The organism is Lelliottia sp. 7254-16 (assembly GCF_002922995.1).
GTDB classification, from domain to species: Bacteria; Pseudomonadota; Gammaproteobacteria; order Enterobacterales; family Enterobacteriaceae; genus Enterobacter; species Enterobacter jeotgali.
Genome location: NZ_PQVS01000001.1, coordinates 551,458 through 572,671, shown reverse-complemented (window position 1 = coordinate 572,671; position 21,214 = coordinate 551,458). Strand labels below are relative to the sequence as shown.

Annotated in this window: 20 protein-coding genes and 1 pseudogene; 16 read left to right on the top strand and 5 right to left on the bottom strand. The window is 57.8% G+C overall.

Annotation, left to right across the window (positions count from 1 at the left end):
• Positions 1-348 (top strand): annotated as a pseudogene (locus C3708_RS02765) (IS481 family transposase); the annotation flags it as partial.
• 96 nt (positions 349-444) lie between these two features.
• Here the strand turns inward: C3708_RS02765 and C3708_RS02760 are convergent.
• Positions 445-2,127, bottom strand: coding sequence for an alpha,alpha-trehalase (locus tag C3708_RS02760; protein ID WP_103949371.1), 1,683 nt, complete (start codon positions 2,125-2,127; stop codon positions 445-447).
• A gap of 374 nt (positions 2,128-2,501) precedes the next feature.
• Between C3708_RS02760 and C3708_RS02755 the strand changes: the two genes are divergently transcribed.
• Positions 2,502-3,884 (top strand): carbohydrate porin, encoded by a 1,383-nt coding sequence (locus tag C3708_RS02755; protein WP_095282317.1) that lies wholly within the window; start codon positions 2,502-2,504, stop codon positions 3,882-3,884.
• Positions 3,885-3,894: 10 nt separating this feature from the next.
• On the opposite strand, the gene C3708_RS02750 is transcribed toward C3708_RS02755, so the two are convergent.
• Entirely contained in the window at positions 3,895-4,851 is a 957-nt protein-coding gene (locus C3708_RS02750; protein WP_103946048.1) for an AraC family transcriptional regulator, read from the bottom strand.
• A 116-nt stretch (positions 4,852-4,967) separates the two neighbouring features.
• Here C3708_RS02750 and C3708_RS02745 point away from each other — a divergent pair, with 116 nt between their 5' ends.
• Positions 4,968-6,155 (top strand): MFS transporter, encoded by a 1,188-nt coding sequence (locus C3708_RS02745; protein ID WP_095282315.1) that lies wholly within the window; start codon positions 4,968-4,970, stop codon positions 6,153-6,155.
• Positions 6,156-6,597: 442 nt separating this feature from the next.
• Here C3708_RS02745 and gap read toward each other — a convergent pair whose 3' ends face one another.
• The 3 genes from gap to hpaX all read right to left on the bottom strand — a co-directional run bounded on the left by gap (position 6,598) and on the right by hpaX (position 10,088).
• Positions 6,598-7,608, bottom strand: a complete 1,011-nt coding sequence (gap, locus tag C3708_RS02740; RefSeq protein ID WP_103949370.1) for a type I glyceraldehyde-3-phosphate dehydrogenase — start codon at positions 7,606-7,608, stop codon at positions 6,598-6,600.
• Positions 7,609-7,687: 79 nt separating this feature from the next.
• Entirely contained in the window at positions 7,688-8,668 is a 981-nt protein-coding gene (locus C3708_RS02735; RefSeq protein WP_095282313.1) for a GlxA family transcriptional regulator, read from the bottom strand.
• 31 nt (positions 8,669-8,699) lie between these two features.
• The gene (gene hpaX / locus C3708_RS02730) at positions 8,700-10,088 is read right to left on the bottom strand and encodes a 4-hydroxyphenylacetate permease (protein ID WP_095282312.1); all 1,389 of its coding nucleotides are present in this window, start codon (positions 10,086-10,088) and stop codon (positions 8,700-8,702) included.
• Positions 10,089-10,457: 369 nt separating this feature from the next.
• Between hpaX and C3708_RS02725 the strand changes: the two genes are divergently transcribed.
• The 13 genes from C3708_RS02725 (at position 10,458) to C3708_RS02665 (ending at position 21,211) form a co-directional block, all read left to right on the top strand.
• Positions 10,458-10,931 carry a MarR family winged helix-turn-helix transcriptional regulator gene (locus C3708_RS02725; RefSeq protein WP_103949369.1) on the top strand — a complete coding sequence of 158 codons (474 nt, stop codon included), beginning with the start codon at positions 10,458-10,460 and terminating at the stop codon, positions 10,929-10,931.
• Positions 10,932-11,264: 333 nt separating this feature from the next.
• Positions 11,265-12,389 (top strand): amidase, encoded by a 1,125-nt coding sequence (locus C3708_RS02720; protein WP_103949368.1) that lies wholly within the window; start codon positions 11,265-11,267, stop codon positions 12,387-12,389.
• 98 nt (positions 12,390-12,487) lie between these two features.
• Positions 12,488-13,615: an acyl-CoA dehydrogenase family protein gene (locus tag C3708_RS02715; protein WP_103949367.1), complete on the top strand. Its 1,128-nt coding sequence runs from the start codon at positions 12,488-12,490 to the stop codon at positions 13,613-13,615.
• A gap of 23 nt (positions 13,616-13,638) precedes the next feature.
• Positions 13,639-13,998 carry an IacB protein gene (locus tag C3708_RS02710; protein WP_095282308.1) on the top strand — a complete coding sequence of 120 codons (360 nt, stop codon included), beginning with the start codon at positions 13,639-13,641 and terminating at the stop codon, positions 13,996-13,998.
• Positions 13,999-14,002: 4 nt separating this feature from the next.
• Entirely contained in the window at positions 14,003-14,539 is a 537-nt protein-coding gene (locus C3708_RS02705) for a nuclear transport factor 2 family protein (protein ID WP_095282307.1), read from the top strand.
• Entirely contained in the window at positions 14,536-15,849 is a 1,314-nt protein-coding gene (locus C3708_RS02700; protein WP_103949366.1) for a Rieske 2Fe-2S domain-containing protein, read from the top strand. Before C3708_RS02705 ends, C3708_RS02700 begins: the two co-directional genes overlap by 4 nt.
• Positions 15,849-16,328: an aromatic-ring-hydroxylating dioxygenase subunit beta gene (locus tag C3708_RS02695; RefSeq protein WP_103949374.1), complete on the top strand. Its 480-nt coding sequence runs from the start codon at positions 15,849-15,851 to the stop codon at positions 16,326-16,328. Before C3708_RS02700 ends, C3708_RS02695 begins: the two co-directional genes overlap by 1 nt.
• Positions 16,329-16,338: 10 nt before the next feature.
• Entirely contained in the window at positions 16,339-17,073 is a 735-nt protein-coding gene (locus C3708_RS02690) for an SDR family NAD(P)-dependent oxidoreductase (RefSeq protein ID WP_103949365.1), read from the top strand.
• A gap of 9 nt (positions 17,074-17,082) precedes the next feature.
• On the top strand, positions 17,083-18,015 hold the full coding sequence (locus C3708_RS02685; RefSeq protein ID WP_103949364.1) for a PDR/VanB family oxidoreductase: 933 nt from the start codon (positions 17,083-17,085) through the stop codon (positions 18,013-18,015).
• Between the two features lie 10 nt (positions 18,016-18,025).
• Positions 18,026-18,520: a flavin reductase gene (locus C3708_RS02680; protein ID WP_095282303.1), complete on the top strand. Its 495-nt coding sequence runs from the start codon at positions 18,026-18,028 to the stop codon at positions 18,518-18,520.
• Between the two features lie 92 nt (positions 18,521-18,612).
• Positions 18,613-19,869: an MFS transporter gene (locus C3708_RS02675; RefSeq protein ID WP_165790677.1), complete on the top strand. Its 1,257-nt coding sequence runs from the start codon at positions 18,613-18,615 to the stop codon at positions 19,867-19,869.
• Positions 19,866-20,552 carry a 3-oxoacid CoA-transferase subunit A gene (locus tag C3708_RS02670; protein ID WP_095282301.1) on the top strand — a complete coding sequence of 229 codons (687 nt, stop codon included), beginning with the start codon at positions 19,866-19,868 and terminating at the stop codon, positions 20,550-20,552. The genes C3708_RS02675 and C3708_RS02670 overlap by 4 nt, the downstream gene beginning before the upstream one ends.
• Complete coding sequence (locus tag C3708_RS02665; RefSeq protein WP_103949362.1) at positions 20,549-21,211, top strand: 3-oxoacid CoA-transferase subunit B; 663 nt, start codon at positions 20,549-20,551, stop codon at positions 21,209-21,211. The genes C3708_RS02670 and C3708_RS02665 overlap by 4 nt, the downstream gene beginning before the upstream one ends.
• The last annotated feature ends 3 nt before the right edge of the window (positions 21,212-21,214 follow it).

The window sequence follows — 21,214 nt, the reverse complement described above, 5'->3', positions numbered from 1 at the left end:
CTGCAGCGTGCCTTTGACCACTGGCGCAACGTCTATAACCTTGAACGGCCGCACACCTCGCTGGATATGGCAGTGCCCGCTTCGCGGTATCAGCCATCAGCGCGGCAGTACAACAGTCACGCTGAACTCCCGGAATACGACGAGGGCGTGATGGTCAGGAAAGTGGATATCAGCGGAAAGCTGAGCCTGAGAGGGGTAACGCTGAAGGCAGGAAAAGCGTTCAGGGGTGAATATGTGGGACTGAAGGAAGGGGCTGAAGATGGCTGTTATGAGGTGTGGTGGTACAGCACGAAAGTGGGGGTGATCGACCTGAAGAAAAAGTCGATCACCATGGGTAAAGGATGTTAAATAGTGTTCACCATGTCCCCGAACACCTGTCTACCATGTCCCCGGACCGTACAGGGAGAGGGCTGGGGTGAGGGGACCAGACCGCACCGCGCAATCCTACTGCGCCGCACTCTTCTGCGCAGGCGCCACATCATCATTCGCAGCGGGCTGCGTCGCAGGAAGACTGTCGCACGGTTTCTCTTTCGGACAGACTAAATCCAGCATTTTCAGCGTCACCCCGTTGGTCCAGCCAAAACCGTCCTGCAGTGGGTATTCCCCTCCGCCTCCGCCGGTACCGGTGGTCGACACGTCATATTTCTCCACCAGTTTCTGCTCGCGATCGTAGGTGTGCTGCACGTTGGTCAGGAAACGCCAGGTGACGTCCATCGCCACTTTCTTATGACCGTAGTTTTGCAGCCCCTCGGCGGCCACCCATTGCAACGGTGCCCAGCCGTTCGGGGCATCCCATTGTTGCCCGCTGTTGATGGTGGTGGTAGACACGCCACCCGGTTTCAGCAGGCGAGAAGCGGTGGCACTGGCGACTTTATCCGCCCGCTCTTTTGACGCAACATTTACGTACAACGGGAACAAAGCAGCGGCGGTCAGCTGATTACGCACCTTTTTGCTTTTCAGATCGTAATCGGCGTACCAGCCCTCTTTTTCATTCCACAAGTGACTCTCAATCGCTTTTTGTCGCGCATTTGCCAGCGTTTCATAGCGGTTCGCGCGCTCAGTATCGCCCGCTTCCTGGCTGGCTTTAGCGAGCAGTTTTTCCATTTTGAACAACAGGGCGTTGAGATCGACCGGCACGATGCTGGTGGTGCGAATAGTGCCAAGTTTTTGCGGATCGTCCATCCAGCGCGAGCTAAAGTCCCAGCCGGAGGCGGCAGCAGAACGTAAGTCTCGGTAGATTTCGGTTGCCGGGCGGTTCGGGTTATTTTTGGCGGTGGTTACGTCATCGAGCCAGGATTCAGGGCGCGGCGTATCGCGATCGTCCCAGTAGCGGTTCAGAACGGAGCCATCGTCCAGTTTCACCACCCGTTTATTGGCCTGGCCCGGCTGCAGCGTCTCCACGCCTTCCATCCAGTAGGTGTACTCTTTTTCCATCTGCGGCAGGTAAGTTTTCAGCGCGTCTTTATCGTGCGTCGCCAGCAGTTCGACCATCAGCGCGAAGAACGGTGGCTGCGAACGGCTCAGGTAGTAGCTGCGATTGCCGTTGGGAATATGACCGAAATTGTCCAGCTCATAGCCGAAGTTCGCCACCATATCGCTGATTTTGTCCCAGTGATCGCTCTCGGCAAGTCCGAGCATGGTGAAATAGCTATCCCAATAATAGACCTCGCGGAAACGCCCGCCCGGCACGACATAAGGCTTGGGTAGCGGCAGCAGGGAATCCCATTTATCAGCTTTGTCGGTAGTGCGGGTTAAAACAGGCCATAAGCCGTCGATATGTTCACGTAAATTCTGCCCGGCAGGAGGGACATATTTTTCGCCTTCAGATGGCAGGGTAAAATTCATATCAACGAAGTGGCGCAGATCAAAGCCGCGTTGCTGATGCTGCATCCGGTAATCCGCGAGGATCATCAGCGGATCGCTTTTGGGCACCGCGTCGGCGAAGGTTTTTTGATCGGGGAATAATTTGGCACTTTGTACGTCGCTAAACAGCGGGCCGAGCAGGATATCCGGCGACTGTTTCTGCATGGGAGGTAAGGTGTCTGCGAAGCTCAGTGCGGCGACACTCATCAGTGCGCCTCCTAACGCCACGCGCAGCGCGAGCGGGCGTATTTCGGGTCTCGTCATTGGTTTTTCTCCTTTTTATCCACCTGAAAACCTTAGACGAATCTGACGGTTTTCGTGTGTCGGATATCCCGTTTTGCGCAAAACCAGATTTTTTACCTGCCAGAACCTGGCGGGATAATAAGGCATTTACCCAATCTATAATTAATCAATAATAAGTCGAATTGTTGAATGTGTTATTTGGTGGTTACGTGTTGCCGTAATTATAATTGTGATCGAACACGCGCGATGCGGGTGCAAATATATCTGTTTCACGCTCCGCGATCACATAAATTAAAAAACATAACTATGTGATGAAAAAACGTAATGGATTACAAGTCGATGATTAGGCGAAATATTGCTTTTTATTGGTCGTCATAATTATCAGGAAGGAATCCATGAGAATAAAGTTTATTGCTTTAGCCGTCAGTACACTCTGTTTTGGCGGAGCCTACGCCGCACACAACACGCCGAGTCTGGAAGACAAACTGGCACAACTCGAAGCGCGTCTGGAAAAGGCGGAAAACCGGGCAGAGAAAGCCGAAGCTCAAATTGAACAACTCCAGCAGCACCAGACGCTGGCGGCAAAAAGCCAACCCTCCGTCACGGTGGAATCCGCCGAACCAGTCACTGCATCTGCATTACCGAAGCTGACGCTATCGGGGTACGGTGATATTAAAATGTATGGCGACGTCGAATTTAATATGGATGCTGCGAGCCGAACCGGAGCATTAACATCGATAAAAACAAGTGCGAATAAGGACTGGGCATCAGGAAATAATGAACGCTGGGATATTAATGGCCGCATCTTATTAGGCTTCGACGGTTATCGTCGTATGGATGGCGGTAATTTTGCCGGATTCTCAGTTCAGCCATTGGCGGACCTTGGCGGTAAAATGAATCTCGATGATGCCATATTCTTCTTCGGCAACGAAAATAACTGGAAGGTCAAAGTGGGGCGCTTTGAAGCCTATGATATGTTCCCGCTTAACCAGGATACTTTTATCGAGTACTCCGGAAATACTGCGAACGATCTGTATAGCGACGGCTACGGTTATATCTACATGATGAAAGAAGGACGGGGCCGTAGCGACAGCGGCGGTAATTTCCTGATGAGCAAAACGCTTGATAACTGGTATTTCGAGGTCAACACCCTGCTGGAAAACGGCAGCACCCTGTTCGTCGATAAGCAGTATCACGGTGTCGATCTTGATAACGATAAAAACGTGGCGTACGTGCGTCCGGTCATTTCCTGGCAGAGCGGACGCCTTTCCACGGCGGTGGCGATGGAGAGTAACCTCGTCAACAACGCCTACGGCTATCGCGACGCGTCCGGGCAGTGGGTCGATCAGTCAGACCGCACCGGCTACGGTTTTACACTGACCTGGAACGGGCAAAAAACCGATCCTGAAAACGGGGTGGTCGTCAATCTCAACACCGCCTATATGGACGCCACGGATGAAACCGACTTCACCGCCGGGACCAACGCCCTGTGGCACAACGTCGAGTTGGGTTACATCTACGCCCACAACGAGGTGGATAAATTCAACTCAGCAAATGTGTTCGATAACTGCGATGACGACTGCTGGATAACCGATCCGGGCGATTACGATATCCACACTATTCACGCGTCGTATCTCATCCCGAACGTGATGAAAATGAAGAACTTTAATATCTATCTTGGGGCTTATGCGTCCTGGGTGGAGGCGCACCCGAACGACGGCGACGGCAATAACGACGACCGCTATGGCGGACGCGTCCGCTTCAAATATTACTTCTAACTCGCGCCAGTCAGACCTCTTCGGGGGTCTGGCTGGTTTCCCGCAGCGTGCCCGGCGCATGGCCGACAATACGTTTAAACGCCCGGCTAAACGCCGCCAACGATCCATATCCCAGACGTAACGCCACCGTTTCAATCGCCTGATGTTCGTGACGAATGTACTGAATCGCCAGGCGCATCCGCAGTTCACTCAAATATTTCGCTGGCGTCGTGCCGGTCGCCGACAAAAAGCGCTCAGCAAACACTGAACGCGACGTACCAGCCTCTTTGGCAAGCTCCGCCACGCTCCAGTTCACACCTGGCTGCTGATGCATGGCGTAAATCGCACGGCTTAGGCGCGGATCGCGTAACACCTGTACCCAGCCCGTGGCTTTACCGCAGCCCGCTTCAACCCAACCGCGTACGATCAGCGCCGCGACAACGTCGGCAAGCCGCGCCAAAATCCCGGCGAACCCGACTTGACGGGTCATAGACTCGCGCTCCATCGCCGCCAGCAGCGGGTGGATCTCCGGCCAGGTCGACATCAGACGGCTCACCATCATCACTTCCGGCATCGCTTTGATCAGTGGCTGCATCCCCCCCAGTTCGAAATCCATACATCCACTGAATATTACCGTGTGCTCGCTTTCCGGGCACGGCTCACAGGTGATGGCGCAGACGGAGTTGCAAATCGGCTCGCTGGGAAAGGCCTGTACCGGTGTGACGCTGGCATTTTCGTCCGATAACAGAGCGTGGGCATTGCCGTTGGGGATAAACAGCGCATCGCCGCTGTTGAGATGAAAAGTTGCGCCGCTCTCCATGCGTAACACCGCCGAGCCGTGGCTGACGAAATGAAACTGCGCCTTGCCGGGTGCCTGGCTGAATGCCACGCCAAAAGGTGCGCTGGCTTCTATCCGGCGATATTTCACTCCGGAGAGGCGCATCCCACGCAAAAGCTCACTGATTAAATCGGGCGACTGAACGGGCATCGGCACAACTCCGGACGAATTATCAATAAGTGAAGATTATATGTCATAGATCGTCCACGGGGAACACTCTATGCTTTTGCGATGTTTGTCACATTTTTCTAACTGGAGAGCAACAGATGAATTCAAGTATCGCGGCAAGCGAGGCCATAGCGCCCGCCAAACCCGCCTGGCGCGCGGTCTATTCACTGGGACTGGGGGTATTTGGCCTGATCACGGCGGAGTTTTTACCCGCCAGTTTGTTAACACCGATGGCCGCCAGTCTTGGCGTCAGTGAGGGGATGGCCGGACAAGCGGTAACCGCGACTGCGCTGGTCGCGCTGGTGACCGGGCTGCTCATCACCTCCGCCACTAAAAGCATCGACCGCCGCTGGGTGCTGATGTTTTTCTCCGTGCTGCAGATTATCTCCAGCCTGCTGGTGGCCTTCGCACCTAATTTACAGGTGCTGCTGATGGGACGCTTACTGTTGGGCATCGCTATCGGTGGATTTTGGGCGATGTCGACCGCCACGGCGATGCGCCTGGTGCCTGCCGATAAAGTGCCGAAAGCGCTGGCGATCATCTTCTCCAGCGTGTCGATCGCAACCGTCGTCGCCGCGCCGCTTGGCAGCTATCTCGGCAGCCTGATCGGCTGGCGCAATGTCTTTATCCTGTGCATTTTGCCGAGCATCGTGGCGCTGCTCTGGCAGTTATGGGTCCTCCCGTCAATGAAACCGGAAAGTAGCGGCAGCCTGGGAACCTTGCTGCGCGTGCTGCGTCGTCCGGGGATGATTGGCGGACTGCTGGCAACGGTGCTTATTTTTAGCGGCCACTTTGCCTTCTTCACCTACCTGCGCCCCTTCCTCGAAACCGTCGGACAGGCCAGCGTCGAGAGCATTTCGTTGATTCTGCTCGGGTTTGGGCTCGCCAATTTTGTCGGTACCTCGATTGCCGGCCATCTGCTGGCGCGCAATTTACGCCTGACGCTGGCACTGGTGCCGTTTGCGATGGGAGTCCTTGCACTCATGATGGTGGCGTTCGGTCACCTGGCAATGCTGGACGGTCTGTTGGTGGCGCTCTGGGGCTTTGCCTTCGGCCTGGTGCCAGTCGGCTGGTCAACCTGGCTGGCGACGACGGTACCGGACGAAGCCGAAAGCGCGGGCGGTCTGCTGGTGGCGTCTATTCAGTTCGCCATCGGTGCGGGTGCCGCAGGCGGTGGAGCGATATTTGACCTCAACGGTGCCAGCGGCGTCTTCGCCGGAAGCGGATTATTGCTGGTCAGCGCTATGGTGATTGTGTTGATGGGTGTGCGGGTTAAAGCGGCGTAAAAACTGCCCGGTGGCGCTGCGCTTACCGGGCCTACGAAAGCGAGATGTCGTTGTAGGCCGGGTAAGGCGCAGCCGCCACCCGACATTTTGATTGGCTCCGGGCATCAGAGCGAGACGTATTTGTAGGCCGGGTAAGGCGTAGCCGCCACCCGACATTTTGATTGGCTCCGGGCAACAGAGCGAGATGTATTTGTAGGCCGGGTAAGGCGTAGCCGCCACCCGACATTTTGATTGGCTCCGGGCATCAGAGCGAGATGTATTTGTAGGCCGGGTAAGGCGTAGCTGCCAGCCGACATTTTGATTAACTCCGGGCATCAGAGCGAGATGTATTTGTAGGCCGGGTAAGGCGCAGCCGCCAGCCGACATTTTGATTGGCTCCGGGCATCAGAGCGAGATGTATTTGTAGGCCGGGTAAGGCGTAGCCGCCACCCGGATTTTCTACTTACAACCCTTTCCTCTCCATCAGCACCGCCAAATCCACCAGGCGATTCGAGAAGCCCCATTCGTTGTCATACCACGCCAGAATTTTCACCATGTTGCCGCCAATCACCAGCGTGGAAAGCCCGTCGATAATGGATGAGCGCGGATCGCCCTGATAATCGCTCGACACCAGCGGCTCATCGCTGTAACCCAGAATCCCTTTCAGTGGCCCCGCAGACGCAGCTTCACGAAACGCGTTATTCACCGCTTCAACCGTGACTTCCCGGCTCAGCGTCACCGTCAGATCGACAATCGACACCACGGGCACTGGCACGCGCAGGGAATACCCGGTCAGACGCCCATCAAGCTCTGGGATCACTTTCCCGAGCGCTTTCGCCGCGCCGCTGGAGTAGGGGACAATCGACAGTGCAGCGGCACGGGCGCCGCGCAGATCTTTTTCCGGCTGGTCGTGCAGCGCCTGGCTGTTGGTGTAGGCGTGGGTGGTATTCATCAGACCATGTTCAATGCCGAAATGCTGATGCAGTACCTGCGCCGCCGGGGCGAGGCCGTTGGTGGTACAACTGCCGTTGCTGACCACAAAATGCTGAGCCGGATCGTACAGTCCATCGTTCACGCCCATCACCACGGTCAAATCGTCGTTTTTACCCGGTGCGGAAATGATGACCCGTTTTGCGCCACCTTTCTCGATATGTACCGCCGCATTTTCACGGTCGGTGAAGAAACCGGTCGCCTCAATCACGATATCTACCCCGACACTGCGCCACGGAATGTTTGCCGGGTCACGTTCGCTGAAGACCGTAATCTGTTTGCCATCGACCTGCAAGTAACGGTCACCCGCCTCAACTGACGCAGAGAGTGTGCCCAGCAGAGAATCGTATTTCAGCAGGTGAGCGAGGGTTTTGCTGTCCGTCAGATCGTTAATTGCCACAATCTGAATATCCGCATTACCGAGCGCGGCGCGCAGGAAGTTGCGTCCAATTCTGCCGAAACCATTAATACCGATCTTAACCATGATTGACTCCTTATCGATGTTTTCTGGAATCAACTGTAGGCTTCAGGCGCAATGGCGTAAATGACAAAAAAGGATCACATTACGCCATTTTACGGCAGTGGAAGCGCTGGCGATACTCGCCGGGAGTGAGGTGGAGCTGTTTTTCAAAGACGCGGCGTAAATTGATGCTGCTGCCAAATCCACTCTGCTCGGCGATGCGCTCCAGCGGTTCGCTGGTTTGTTCAAGGAGCTGACGGGCAGCAGCGAGGCGAGCTTCCATCACATAGCGAGCAGGAGAAGCACCGGTTTCTCGGGTAAAGACGCGGGTGAAATTGCGCGGGCTCATGGCCGCCTGTTCAGCCAGTTTCTCAACGCAGAGATCGGCAGTAATGTTGTTCAGAATCCAGGCCTGCAATTCACTAACCGGGCCGGAACTGCTGGACTGGCGCAGGTTGTAGCGGCTGAACTGCAGCTGACCGCCGGGGCGGCGCAGGTACATCACCAGATCCTGAGCAACGTCGCGGGCGAGGGTAAATCCGTAATCTTCTTCGACCAGTGCCAGGGTGAGATCAAATCCCGAGCTTACGCCGCCGGAGGTCCAGATGTGTCCGTCCTGAATATACAGCGGGCCGCCTTCGACTTTGATCTTCGGCCAGGTTTTTTGCATTGTGTCCAGCAGTCGCCAGTGAGTGGTAGCGCGGCGACCGTCCAGTAAACCACTTTGCGCCAGCAGCATTGCGCCGCCGCAAATCGAGGCGATGCGTCGGGCGTGAGGAGCGGCAAGATGCAGCCAGTCCACTACCGCAGTGCTCTCCAGTTCATTCATTCCGCGACCGGTGATAATGATGGTGTCGAGCGGCTCGCGCGGATCAAGTTCCGGCAGGCGATAATCCGCCAGCAGGTTTAACCCGGACTGACCGTGTATCACCTGATGCGGCTGGGTGGTGGCGATAATAATGCGATAGCGAGGCTGAGCGAGGCCTTCCGTGTGGAGCTGGTTGGCCTGCATCAGAATGTCTGCGATACCGGCGGCTTCGAACAACATGCCGCCGTCAGGGACGATAATCAGGATTTTCTTCATGTCCTGAAAAGTACCTTTATCACAAAATAAGTCAAGTCGAGAGTGGGGCGGCAGCTTTCTGCGCCACGGTTTTGGTCATCGGGATCAGGGCGATAATCAACGCGCCCAGTACCAGGAACCCGGCCACCATAAAGATCCCGGCGTTGAAGTTGCCGGTGACGTCTTTCATCCAGCCCATCAGCAGCGGCCCCAGCGCCGCACCGGTCATCCCGGTGGCGTTGATCACCGCAATCCCGACGGCACGCGCGCGCAGGGAGATAAAGCGATCCGGTGTGGTCCAGAAGATCACCATCGCGGCAAACGCGCCCGCCGAGGCCATCACGATCCCGGTGAACTGTAGCAGCGGATGTGTGCTGGAGGCGGTCAACATCCAGCCAGCGGCGGCGAACAGATACGGCAGCAGCGTGTGGATTTTGCGCTCGTTCAGTCGGTCCGAACGCTTACTCCACCACACCATTGCCACAATCGTACACACCTGCGGGATGGCGCTCAGCAAACCAATTGTCACGTTGCTGCTGGTCTCGTTGAAGCTGCGCAGGATCAGCGGCGTCCAGACGCTGAGCGCGCTAAGGGTGTTGGTCAGGCAGAAATAGGCCACCGTGTAGAGAATAATTATTGGCGTGAACAGCTCTCGCGCCACGCTGCGCTGCGGTATCAGCCCGACATTCGCGGCGGTTTGCACTTTGCTGGCGGCGATTTTATCCGCCTCAAGCATCTCATTCAGGCAGGCTTTGTCGTCCTCGGTTAGCCATTTGGCCTTCGCCGGACTGTCATCCAGCCAGAACCAGACCACCAGGCCCAACAGCACGGACGGGAAGCCTTCCAGCAGGAACAGCCACTGCCAGCCCTTCAGATTCAGCAGGCCGTCCATGTTGAGGATAAAGCCGGAGGCCAGCGAGCCAAGCGCCATAGTCACGGGCATCGCAATCATAAACAGGGCATTAGCGCGGGCACGATAATGCGCGGGGAACCAGAAGGTTAAATACAGCAACAGGCCCGGTAAAAAGCCCGCTTCGGCAATCCCGACCAGCATTCTCAGGACGTACAGGCTGTTCGGCCCGGTGGCGAACATGGTGGCGGTAGAGGCAATCCCCCAGATGACCATCAGCACTGCAATCCAGCGCCGTGCGCCGACGATACTCAGCATGATATTGCTGGGAATGCCGCAAATGACATACATCACGTAGAACAGGGTGGTGGCGAGGCCAAACATGGTGCTGGTCAGGCCCAGATCTTTGCCCATCGTCAGGCCGGCAAAGCCAATGTTAATGCGATCGAGGTAGGAGAAAACAAACAGAATAAATAAAAAAACGATCAGCCGACGAAACAGCTTTTTGATCACGGCCTGCTGGCGAGGGTCCAGAGCGTCGGGCGCAGACGACGGCGGGCGCGTCTGCTCCACAGAAGAACGTTCGTTCATGAAATGCTCCACATTGCGATTATTAGAATTGTCGTACAGGTCCGCTAACGTATATACCCGTCATACTTCAAGTTGCAGGTGCGTTGGCTGCGCCTGCTCACCCCAGTCACTTACTTAAGTAAGCTCCTGGGGATTCCCACGCTTGCCGCCTTCCCGCAACTCGAATTATTTAGGGTATAGAAAATAGCCACCCTAATCGTCAATGCAATGTGTAAAAAATGATACGTAATTGTTAATTACTTATCATTTTTGAATCATAATGCGATCGGGATCTCTTATACGATTCAGCAGCCTCACTGATACGCTTAGCTGCCGCAGATTCGCAGGGTATAATCGTTCAATCTGACGCTTTTTTTGGTAAGGAAACGCATGACAACAATAAAAAATACCCCGGACGGCACGCCTGACGATCCCAGCTTTCATCGCGAAGAGTTTCCGTTTTACTGGATCGTGAATGTCTATGCGCGTTATACGCAAATCATGGAAATTACACTAAAAAAAGCCCAGCTAGACGTCTCTCGCTTTCGTGTTTTGATGGTCACGCACCAGTACGGCAAGGCCAGTATTTCGCAAATTTCTGAATACGCGATGGCCAAAATGCCGACCATCACCAAAATCGTTGGGCGGCTGCGCGATGACGGTCTGGTCACGACCGCCAGCAGCGAACAGGATGCGCGCGTCACCGAAGTGATGCTTACCGACGCCGGTCGAAAAAAAGTGGAAGAGGCCTACGCTCTGACCCAAAAAGTGTTCGAAAAAGGCTTCAAAGGGATGAGTGTGTCACAGGTCGACAAGATGAATCTTTCACTCGCCAAAGTGCTGGATAACCTCAACGAACTGTGAGGTCAAATTATCCGATGACAAATTTGTGAACTCCGTAGTCTTTCTCTCTAACTCTCTGTAATTTCAATAGTAAAAAGCTTATGTCGCTCTCAATGCTCAGAGCGACACGGCTTTCTGTTTCCCGCCGTTTTGTCTTATTTTTCATCACCCTGAATCAGTAACCTTGCAGAGTCAAAGGTTAATTAAATGTTGCATCAACGTGAAATTAACGTGAAAGATTACTTGAATTTTCATCTAATTCTTCCATGATTGACCTAACGTTAGTCAGGACAAAAAGACAGCACTGACTGTCCGCCTGAATATGATTCACTTTTTCTGGTCAAGGTATTAATCATGAAGCCAGTTTATGAGAGCAATGGTTACGTTGAGCAATTTGTCCTCGGCAAGGGCGACCTGCGATTCGCGGTGAAAGACACTCTGGATATCGCCGGACATCAAACTCGCGCAGGTTGTCCTGCGCTGGAGCACAATCCCGTCGCGCCACAGCACGCCAGCGTCGTCGCTGCGCTGCTGGCACAAAACTGCCAGTTGACGGGCAAAACCACGCTGCATGAGCTGGCGTTTGGCGTCACCGGGATCAATCCCTGGAGCGGCACGCCGGTGAATCCCCGTTATCCGGCACTGATCCCGGGCGGCTCGTCCAGCGGTTCAGCCGCCGTGGTCGCCTCCGGTGAAGTCGATTTCTCCCTCGGCACCGACACCGGCGGATCGGTCAGAATGCCTGCGGCCTGCTGCGGCATTCTGGGATTCAAACCCGGCTACGGCGTCCTAAGCCGTCACGGCGTGATGCCCGCGCAAAGCTCACTCGACTGCGTCGGGGTATTTGCGAGCGACGCCGCCGTTTTACGCCAGGCGATGACGCGTCTCGGTGTCCCCGTTGGCGAACCGCTGAACGCGCTACCGGCGATGTCGTTTATCCCGGCTGCCAGCGCAGAGATTGACGCGATACTTCTCCGTTTCCTTGAACAGCAGGGTATCGCGCCGCAAAAGGCCGAACTCCCCAATCTGGATGATGCCCATCGCGCCGGGCTGACCCTCATCAGCCATGAAAACTGGCAGGCGTTCAGCCCGCTGCTGGCGAGCAACAAGGTTTCGCCGGACGTCGCCTCGCGTATCCGCGCTGGAGCGGATGTCAGCGCCAACGCGTTGGATTCTGCCGAGCAAATACGCACCGAGTTCACCGCACAGGTTGACGCACTGCTCGCAAAAACCCCGCTACTGGCGCTGGCGACGCTGCCCGAGCTGCCGCCGACGCTTGAGGAAGCCGCCGATCCTCTTAGCGTGGTGAATCTCACGCGCCTGGTTCGCCCGTTCAATCTCAGCGGTCATCCGGCCATTACCCTGACCGTGGGCGACCTACACGGACGCCCGGTCTCGCTCCAGCTGGTGGCTGCGAAAGGCCAGGACGGGCTGCTGGTGCAGGCCGTTGAATGGCTCACCGGACGACGACAACCGTAAATTTCCCGGTTTTTTAATTTCCTGAAGACTCAGTGAGTACGACTCATTGCGGACGCGCTCGCCTTGCGGGCACCGCATCACCCATTTCGGAGAACGCTATGTCTGCTATCCAGGTCCGTGAGGAACTTGTGCCGCTGCTGAGTGATGTCGCCGCTCGCAGCCATGAATTTGAACACCAGCGTCATATTTCTGACGACATCATTGCCCGTTTCCGGCAGGCGGGCGTCTACCGTGCGCTGGTGCCCAAAATGTATGGCGGCGACGAATGCTCTCCGGCGCAATTTTGCGAACTGATCGAGCAAATCTCTACCGCCGACGGCTCTGCGGGCTGGGTGGCGAGCTTCGGCATGAGCCCGTTTTATCTCGGTGCGCTGCCGCCCGATACCTTGCAAGAGCTGTATCGCGACGGACCGGACGTGGTCTTTGCAGGTGGCATCTTCCCGACGCAGAAAGCCATTCAGGCAGACGGCGGATACCGCGTCAGCGGACGCTGGAGTTTTGCCAGCGGCAGCATGGGGGCTTCAGTGCTCGGCGTCGGGATTTTGCCGGATACCGAACAGGCACTGCCGCGCATGGCGGTATTGCCCCGCGCCAGCGTGCAGATCGATCCGGTCTGGGACACGGTCGGCCTCGCCGGAACCGGCAGTCACGATTTGCTGGTCAACGACGCCTTTGTCCCGCACGAGTGGACCTTTATTCGCGGCGGGGCGCTGAATCTGGAAGGGCCGCTGTACCGCTATCCGGTGCTGTCGCTCGCGACTCAGGTGCTCTCCGTGGTGGCGCTCGGCGTGGCTCGCGCGGCGCTCAACGAAATCTACGCCATCGCCCATCGTCAGCAGTCGGTGACCGGCGCGCCACGTCTGGCGGACCGCCAGCAGGCGCAAATGCAAATTGCCCGCTGCGAAGCCGAGCTGCGCTCCGCCCGCGCCTGGTTTTATGAGGCCATCGACGACGTCTGGCAGTGTCTGCTGGCGGGAAATGAGGCGAGCTGCGAGCAGATCAACGCCCTGCGGCTTTCCTCCACTCACGTGACACGCGTCGCCGCTGACGTGGCGCGTCAGGCACTGGCGCTAAACGGCATGGGCGGCGTCACCATGACCAGCCCGCTGCAACGTTTTGTGCGCGACACGATGGTGATCACTCAGCACGCCTTTATGGGCGATCTCTCGTACCTCAACGCCGGTACGGTCTTTTTCGGCGGCAAACCGCTGCCCGGTTATTTGTAATTTTTTAATGAAAGGAGCAACAGATGAGCCAGTCAAAAACGTTACGAGTGCTGTTTTGCATCGGGGTTAATCAGAACTTTTTCGACGCGAGTCCGGCGGAGGCCAAACAGGTGTGGGCCGCGTTCGGCGTGATGATGAAAGGCATTGAGGAAACCCAGGGAATTCGCGTTATCGGCAACATGGATGACGACCAGCTGATGGTCGGCCCGTCCACCACCGCACCGTGGACCACTTACGTGCTGGCGGACGCCGAGCACCTGGACAACGTGGCGGCTGTCTGCAACTTGTTCCGCACCACGCCGGTTGGCGAAAGCGGCAGCAAGCTGTGGAAATTCTGCAAAATCGAAGCCCGCGTGGGCCGCGAACTGATTATTCAGGGCTAAGACCATGAACGCACAGGATGCGCTGCGCTTACAGCAGCTCGAAGACAGCCAGGCGGCGCGGGTGTGCATCAGCGATTACATGCGCCTGTGCGACCAGCTCGACAGCCATGAAACTGTGCAGGCAATCGGCGCGCTGTTTACTACCGACGCCTGTTGGGAAGGGCTCGGTGAACCCTACGCCACTCGCCTCGGCAAACACCAGGGACGCGAGGCGATTGTCGCGATGATGGCGAGTTACGTGCGGCGTCCCGCGCACTTTGCCCTCAACGCGCATTTCCTGTGCTCGGAAGCGCTGGGCCACACGGCGGACGGTGAACTGCGCGGGCGCTGGCTGATGCTGCAAACCTCAGAATTTACCGCCGGGGGGGCGCACCTGAACGCCGCAGAAATCTGCGTCACCTTTATGCGCGACGCGAACGGCATGGCGATGCGCCACTTCACTACCCGCAACCTGTTCAGCCGACCGGTGGACCGCTGGCACGCGGCGGATGAATTACCTGTCCCCGATAAAAACGAAAATGTGCAGGAGAACCAGACATGAATTGCGATCACCTGATAGCCATTAAAAATATCGACACCTCGCCGCAGGCGGTGCCGAGCGCGGCAGAGATCGCGGCGCTGGTCCAAAGCGACCGCGTCCACACCTCGCTCTACACCTCGGACGACCTTTTCCAGCTCGAGCTGGATCGCATCTTCAGCAAAACCTGGGTGTGGGTGGCGCACGCCAGTGAAATCCCGGACACCGGCAGTTTCAAAACCACCGAACTCGGCACTCAGCCGGTGATTGTGGTGCGCGATCGCAAAGGTACCGTTCACACGCTGCTCAACCGCTGCCGTCACCGCGCGGCGACCGTGTGCGAACACCGCAGCGGCAAAACCAACAGCTTCGTCTGTCCGTATCACGGCTGGGGCTACGCGCTGGACGGCAGTCTGCGCGGCGTACCGCATCCTGAAAGCTACGCCGATCAGCTTGAAAAGGGCGAACTGGGGCTGGTTTCCCTGCGCACCGAACAGTACGCGGGGATGATTTTCGCCACCTTTAACGACCAGATCGAACCGCTGGAAGATTTCCTCGGCGCGGCGAAAAAGTGGATGGATCTGTTTATGAAACAGGGCGCGGGCTATCCGATCAAAACCGGCCCGGCGCACCGTTTCCGCTTCCCTGGCAACTGGAAAATCCAGCTCGAAAACACCACCGACGGCTACCACTTCCCGGTGGTTCACCGCTCGTTCCTCACTTCCGTCGATAAGCAGACCGAAGAGATGCTCAACTTCGTCGACGGCAGCGGCTACGTCGAAGATTTGGGCAACGGCCACAGCGTAATGGTGATGATCCCGGAATTAGTGGATCTCGACGCGAATCTCGATGCGCCAATCCCTGAGCGTTTTGAAGCGCTGGCAGAGGCGCTGCGTGCCGAACACGACGAACAGCAGGTGCGTCGCATCGTGCGCGCCGTCGGTGGCTCCGGTTTTAATCTCAATATCTTCCCGAACATCGCCTGTTCGATGGCGTTCTTCCGCGTGCTCCAGCCGGTCTCCGTCAATGAAACTGAAATTCACCACGCGGTCATCACGATGGACGGCGGGCCAGAAATTGCGAACCAGGCGCGTCTGCGTCTGCACGAACACTTCCAGGGGCCGATGGGCTTTGGCACGCCGGACGACTCCGAAGCCTGGGAGCGCGTTCAGCGAGGGGCCACGGCGGGTGATGACCTGTGGATCATGCTCAACCGAGGCCTGGCGGGCGAGTACCGCACCGACGACGGCCTGCGCAGCGATGTCAGCGCCGAAACCGGGATGCGCGCGGCCTACCAGCAGTGGAAAAAACTGATGACGGAGAGCGAACAATGATGACGCCAGAATCTGAACTCTTTACCGCCGTGACGCTGATTAACCTCGAAGGCGATCTGCTGGACCAGGGCGAATTTAACGCCTGGCTGGATCTGTGGCAGCACGACGGTCTGTACGTGGTGCCTATCGACCCGAACGAAACCGATTTCAAGAACACGCTCAACTACGCCTGTGACGATCACCACATGCGCGAAAAACGTGTTCATCGCCTCTACAGCGGCGAGTCGATCTCCACCACGCCGCGCGCCAGAACCCTGCGCACGTTGTCGCGTTTTCGTCTGCTGGAATCCAGCGACAGCCTGATTGTGGTGCGCGGGGCGCAGTCTCTGTGGGAACACCGCAAAGGCCACAGCCGCCATTACGCGGCGGATATCACCTGGCAGCTCCAGCGCGAGGGCGAACGCCTGCGCATCCAGCAGAAGGTGATCCGCCTGGTCAACAGCGACGATGTGCTGCACAGCATCGGCTACATCCTCTGAGGAATCGCGCATGACACAAACTGCATTAGTGACCGGCGCGGCCGCCGGTCTGGGCAATGTTATCGCCGCACATCTTCTGGAACAGGGGTTCCAGGTGGTGCTGACCGACGTCGACGCCGCTCGCGCGCAGCAGGCGGCGGACGCGCTCGACAGCGATAACGTGCTGGCGCTGGGGCTGGATATCCGCCAGCCGGAGGAGTTTACCCGCGCGCTCAACGCGACGCTCGCCCGTTTCGGCAGTTTACAGGTGCTGGTCAACAACGCCGCGCTGACGCTGGCAACGCCAGTAATGGAGATTGGCGTCGACGAGTTCGACCGCGTGATCTCCACCAATCTGCGCGGCACCTTTGTCGGCTGTCAGACGCTGGGGCGCTACTTCGCCGCTCAAGGCTACGGTCGCATCATCAACCTGGCATCGCTCGCCGGGCAGAACGGCGGCACGGCGTCGGGGGCGCATTACGCCGCATCTAAAGGCGGCATTTTGACGCTGACCAAAATCTTCGCCCGCGAGCTGAGCAAAGCGGGCGTGACGGTCAATGCCATTGCACCTGGCCCGATGGATTCGCCGATGGTCCACGCTCTGGTGCCGGAAGAAAAAATGGCCGGACTGCTGGCCATGATCCCGGTCGGCAAACTCGGTGAGGCGGCGTTTGTCGCGCAAGCCGTGGCATTGCTGGCTTCACCGCAGGCGTCGTTTGTCACCGGGGCAACCTGGGACATCAACGGCGGCCTGTTTATGCGTTAAGGAGCCACCATGCTGACACTACAGGTTATCCGCCGCGAGCTGCAGGGCGACGTGGTGCTGCTGACGCTGGCGCATGTTGACGGCATTCCGCTCCCGGCGTTTCGCGCCGGGGCGCATATCGACCTGCATCTCAGCGCCGATTTGATTCGTCCGTACTCCCTGTGCGGCGACCCGCAGAATGCCCGGTACTACCAGCTCGGCGTGCTGAAAGACACAAATTCACAGGGCGGATCGCTGGCGGCCCACGCCCTGCGTGAAGGCGATGAGATTCAGATTAGCGAGCCGCGCAATCTGTTTGCGCTGGATGAAACCGCCGCCCACAGCCTGCTGATCGGCGGCGGAATTGGTATCACGCCGATGCTGGCGATGGCGGCGGAACTCCACGCCGCCGGGCGGAGTTTTTCGCTGCATTACTGTGCCCGGTCGCGTTCACAGGCGGCATTTATTGCGCAGCTGGAAGCCGCGCCGTTCGCCGACCGCGTGCATCTGCACTTTAGCGACGAGCAGCGCCTGAATCTTGACGCCGCGCTGTGCGATGTGCCCGACAACACCCACGTCTACACCTGCGGCCCGGCGCGGCTGATGGATGCGGTGACCGATCGCGCAAAAGCCCAGGGCTATCACCCAGAGCACATCCACCAGGAGTGTTTCAGCGCCGAGGTGCAGACCGGCGGCACGGCTTTTGAAGTGGTCGCCGCGACCAGCGGTATCACCGTGAAAGTGCTGGAAAACCAGACCATCGTCGAGGCGCTGGCCCAGGCCGGACTGAAAGTGAATGTGTCGTGCAAGCAGGGGATTTGCGGCAGTTGCCTGACGGACGTGCTGGAAGGCGAGCCGGATCACCGCGACCACTATCTGACCGACGAAGAGAAAGCCGACGGCGATCAGATCCTGCTCTGCTGTTCGCGGGCGAAATGCGCCCGTCTCGTTATCGATTTGTAAGGAACCACTTATGACACTGCAAACAGAATTTCGTAATGCGATGGCACAGCTCGGCAGCGCGGTTTCGGTTATCACCACCGACGGCCCGGCGGGGAAATTTGGTTTTACCGCGTCGGCAGTCTGTAGCGTGACCGATCAGCCGCCTACGCTGCTGGTGTGCATGAACCGCAACTCCTTTGCTCATCAGCATTTCAAACACAACGGCACCCTGTGCGTCAACGTGCTCTCCGGTGAACATCAGGATCTTTCTGGCGTCTTCGCCAACGCCAGCCTGCGTTCCGAGGAGCGGTTCCTGCACGACAGCTGGCAGGTATTGAGCAGCGGCGCGCCGGTGCTCAGCTCGTCCGTCGCCAGCTTTGATTGCACCATCGACACCTGTCACGAAGTGGGCAGCCACAGCGTTTTCTACTGCCAGGTTCAGGCCATTCGCATCAGCGAACAGCCGCGCGGGCTGGTCTACTTCAACCGCCGCTATCACACCGTCGGTGACGATGTGCAGGCGTAAGTCCACGACAACAAGAGGGGACGCGTGTCATGAGTAATGTCGTTACTGAAAGTACCGTCACACAAGCCGCCGGCAGCCAGGACGCGCAGCAGATGCGCAAGCTGGTGATCGCCTCGGTGCTGGGCAATGCGCTGGAATGGTATGACTTTTTTCTGTATGGCACGGCGGCGGCACTGGTGTTTGGCCCGCTGTTCTTCCCGGTGGGCGGTGACCCGCTCCAGGGAACCTTGCTGGCCTTTTCCGGTTTTGCGGTCGGTTTTCTGGCGCGTCCGCTGGGCGGGATTGTCTTCGGGCATATTGGCGATCGCTACAGCCGCAAAATGACGCTGATCATGACCCTGACGCTGATGGGGGCCACCACGTTCGTTATCGGCCTGCTGCCGGTGTACGCGCAGATTGGTATCTGGGCGCCGCTGTCGCTGATCATTTTGCGCTTCTTACAGGGCGTGGCATCGGGCGGAGAGTGGGGCGGTGGAGTACTGATGCTGAGTGAAAACGCGCCCGCATCACGGCGCGGGTATTACACCGCCTGGAGCCAGATGGGGGTTTCCGGTGGATTTGTTCTCTCGGCCTTTGCCTTTTACCTGGTGCAAAAACTGCCGGAAGACGACTTTATGAGCTGGGGCTGGCGCGTGCCGTTCCTGCTGAGCATCGTCATCTTTTTAGTCGGCGTTTACATCCGCAAAAACATCCGTGAGAGCAAGGCCTTTACCCAGGCCAAACCGGAAGAGGCGCACGAGAAAATCCCGCTGCTGGTGATTATCCGCGAACACCCGAAAGCGCTGTTGCAGGCCATTGCCCTGCGTCTGCCGGAGAACGGCGCATCGTACATCTTCTTTACCTTCTCGGTGGTCTACGCCAAACACATTGGCATCAGCACCGGGGAAATTATCAGCGCCGTGACCCTGGCGATGCTGGTGGAGTTTTTCTCGATTCTGTTCTGGGGCGCGCTGTCGGATCGCATCGGCCTCAAGCCGGTCTACTACATCGGCGTGATCGGCCTGCTGGTAATGGCGTTCCCGTTCTTCTGGCTGCTCTCCACCGGGACGTACGGCTGGATCATGCTGGCGATGCTGCTCGGCCTGCCATTTTGCCACGGGGCGATGATCGGCACTCAGCCCTGCATCATGAGCGATCTGTTCCCGGTGCGGGTGCGCTACTCCGGCCTGGCGTTGGGACATGAAGTGGGATCGATATTTTCCGGCGGTCTGGGACCGATGCTGGCGGTGGCGCTACTGATGGAATTCAACGCCTCATGGCCCGTCTCCGTACTGCTGATGGTTTACGCCCTGCTGGCGTGGATTGCGCTGCGCAGCCTGCCCAATAACAAAAAAGAGGCCCAGGAATGATTGATAAACGGATCGCCACGCTGGATGACGCGGTGACGGATGTTTTCGATGGCGCGACGGTAATGGTCGGCGGGTTTGGCCCGGCGGGACAGCCGTCGGACCTGCTGGATGCGCTGATCCGCCGCCGTCCACGCGAACTCACCCTCATCAGCAACAACGCTGGCAACGGTGACTACGGCCTTGCGGCGCTGCTCAAAGCAGGTTGCGTGAGGAAGGTGATCTGCTCCTTCCCGCGTCAGGTGGATTCCTGGGTGTTTGACGATTTGTATCGTCGCGGCGAGGTCGAGCTAGAGCTGGTGCCGCAGGGCAATCTGGCAGCGCGTATTCAGGCAGGCGGCTCGGGACTGGGCGGCATTTTTACACCGACCGGCTACGGGACTGAGCTGGCCGAAGGCAAAGAAACACGCCATATCGACGGCAAAGATTATGTTTTTGAACTGCCGCTGAACGCCGACTTCGCGCTGATCAAAGCGCTGAAAGCCGACCGCTGGGGCAACCTGGTGTACGACAAAACCGGGCGCAACTTTGGCCCGATCATGGCCGCCGCCGCCCGTTGCACCATCGCGCAGGTGAGCGAATGTGTGGCCCTCGGCGAACTGGACCCGGAAGCGGTGGTCACGCCGGGCATTTTTGTTCAGCGGGTGATTCAGGTTTCAGCCACGTCACTTAAGGAGACCGCGTGAAGACGTTAACGCATCAACAGCTCGCCGAGCGCATTGCGCGGGATATTCCCGAGGGCGCGTACGTCAATCTGGGCATCGGCATGCCTACCCAGATTGCCAACTATCTGCCAAAGGATCGCGAGATTTTTTTGCACAGCGAAAACGGCATTCTCGGCATGGGGCCAGCACCGGCGCCAGGCGAGGAAGACCCCGAGCTGATTAACGCCGGGAAACAGCCGGTGACGCTGCTTTCGGGCGGGTGTTATTTCCACCACGGCGACTCCTTCACCATGATGCGCGGCGGGCACCTGGATATCTGCGTGCTCGGGGCGTACCAGGTGTCAGCGCGCGGTGATTTGGCCAACTGGAGCACCGGCGCGCCGTCCGCCATTCCTGCCGTCGGCGGGGCGATGGATCTGGCGTTCGGGGCCAAAAAAGTGTTCGTAATGACCGAGCACCTGACCAAAAAAGGCGAGTGCAAAATCGTCGAACGCTGCACCTATCCGCTGACCGGCATGGCCTGTATCGACCGCATTTATACCGACATGGCGGTGATGGATATCACGCCTGAAGGCGTAGTGGTGCGTGAGTTGTTTGGTGACGTGACGCCGGAGTATTTGCAGTCCGTCACGCCGGTGGCGCTGACGTTTGCGCTGCTTGCTGAAGACGCGACGGCATAAGGA

Bases quoted from the DNA above. Each gene is read 5' to 3' on its own strand.
- C3708_RS02685 (WP_103949364.1), top strand. From the start codon at position 17,083: ATGCTGACACTACAGGTTATCCGCCGCGAGCTGCAGGGCGACGTGGTG.
- C3708_RS02750 (WP_103946048.1), bottom strand. From the start codon at position 4,851: ATGCCCGTTCAGTCGCCCGATTTAATCAGTGAGCTTTTGCGTGGGATG.
- C3708_RS02725 (WP_103949369.1), top strand. From the start codon at position 10,458: ATGACAACAATAAAAAATACCCCGGACGGCACGCCTGACGATCCCAGC.
- hpaX (WP_095282312.1), bottom strand. From the start codon at position 10,088: ATGAACGAACGTTCTTCTGTGGAGCAGACGCGCCCGCCGTCGTCTGCG.
- C3708_RS02705 (WP_095282307.1), top strand. From the start codon at position 14,003: ATGAACGCACAGGATGCGCTGCGCTTACAGCAGCTCGAAGACAGCCAG.
- C3708_RS02720 (WP_103949368.1), top strand. From the start codon at position 11,265: ATGAAGCCAGTTTATGAGAGCAATGGTTACGTTGAGCAATTTGTCCTC.
- C3708_RS02760 (WP_103949371.1), bottom strand. From the start codon at position 2,127: ATGACGAGACCCGAAATACGCCCGCTCGCGCTGCGCGTGGCGTTAGGA.
- C3708_RS02695 (WP_103949374.1), top strand. From the start codon at position 15,849: ATGACGCCAGAATCTGAACTCTTTACCGCCGTGACGCTGATTAACCTC.
- C3708_RS02680 (WP_095282303.1), top strand. From the start codon at position 18,026: ATGACACTGCAAACAGAATTTCGTAATGCGATGGCACAGCTCGGCAGC.
- C3708_RS02745 (WP_095282315.1), top strand. From the start codon at position 4,968: ATGAATTCAAGTATCGCGGCAAGCGAGGCCATAGCGCCCGCCAAACCC.
- C3708_RS02715 (WP_103949367.1), top strand. From the start codon at position 12,488: ATGTCTGCTATCCAGGTCCGTGAGGAACTTGTGCCGCTGCTGAGTGAT.
- gap (WP_103949370.1), bottom strand. From the start codon at position 7,608: ATGGTTAAGATCGGTATTAATGGTTTCGGCAGAATTGGACGCAACTTC.
- C3708_RS02670 (WP_095282301.1), top strand. From the start codon at position 19,866: ATGATTGATAAACGGATCGCCACGCTGGATGACGCGGTGACGGATGTT.
- C3708_RS02690 (WP_103949365.1), top strand. From the start codon at position 16,339: ATGACACAAACTGCATTAGTGACCGGCGCGGCCGCCGGTCTGGGCAAT.
- C3708_RS02755 (WP_095282317.1), top strand. From the start codon at position 2,502: ATGAGAATAAAGTTTATTGCTTTAGCCGTCAGTACACTCTGTTTTGGC.
- C3708_RS02710 (WP_095282308.1), top strand. From the start codon at position 13,639: ATGAGCCAGTCAAAAACGTTACGAGTGCTGTTTTGCATCGGGGTTAAT.
- C3708_RS02735 (WP_095282313.1), bottom strand. From the start codon at position 8,668: ATGAAGAAAATCCTGATTATCGTCCCTGACGGCGGCATGTTGTTCGAA.
- C3708_RS02700 (WP_103949366.1), top strand. From the start codon at position 14,536: ATGAATTGCGATCACCTGATAGCCATTAAAAATATCGACACCTCGCCG.
- C3708_RS02675 (WP_165790677.1), top strand. From the start codon at position 18,613: ATGCGCAAGCTGGTGATCGCCTCGGTGCTGGGCAATGCGCTGGAATGG.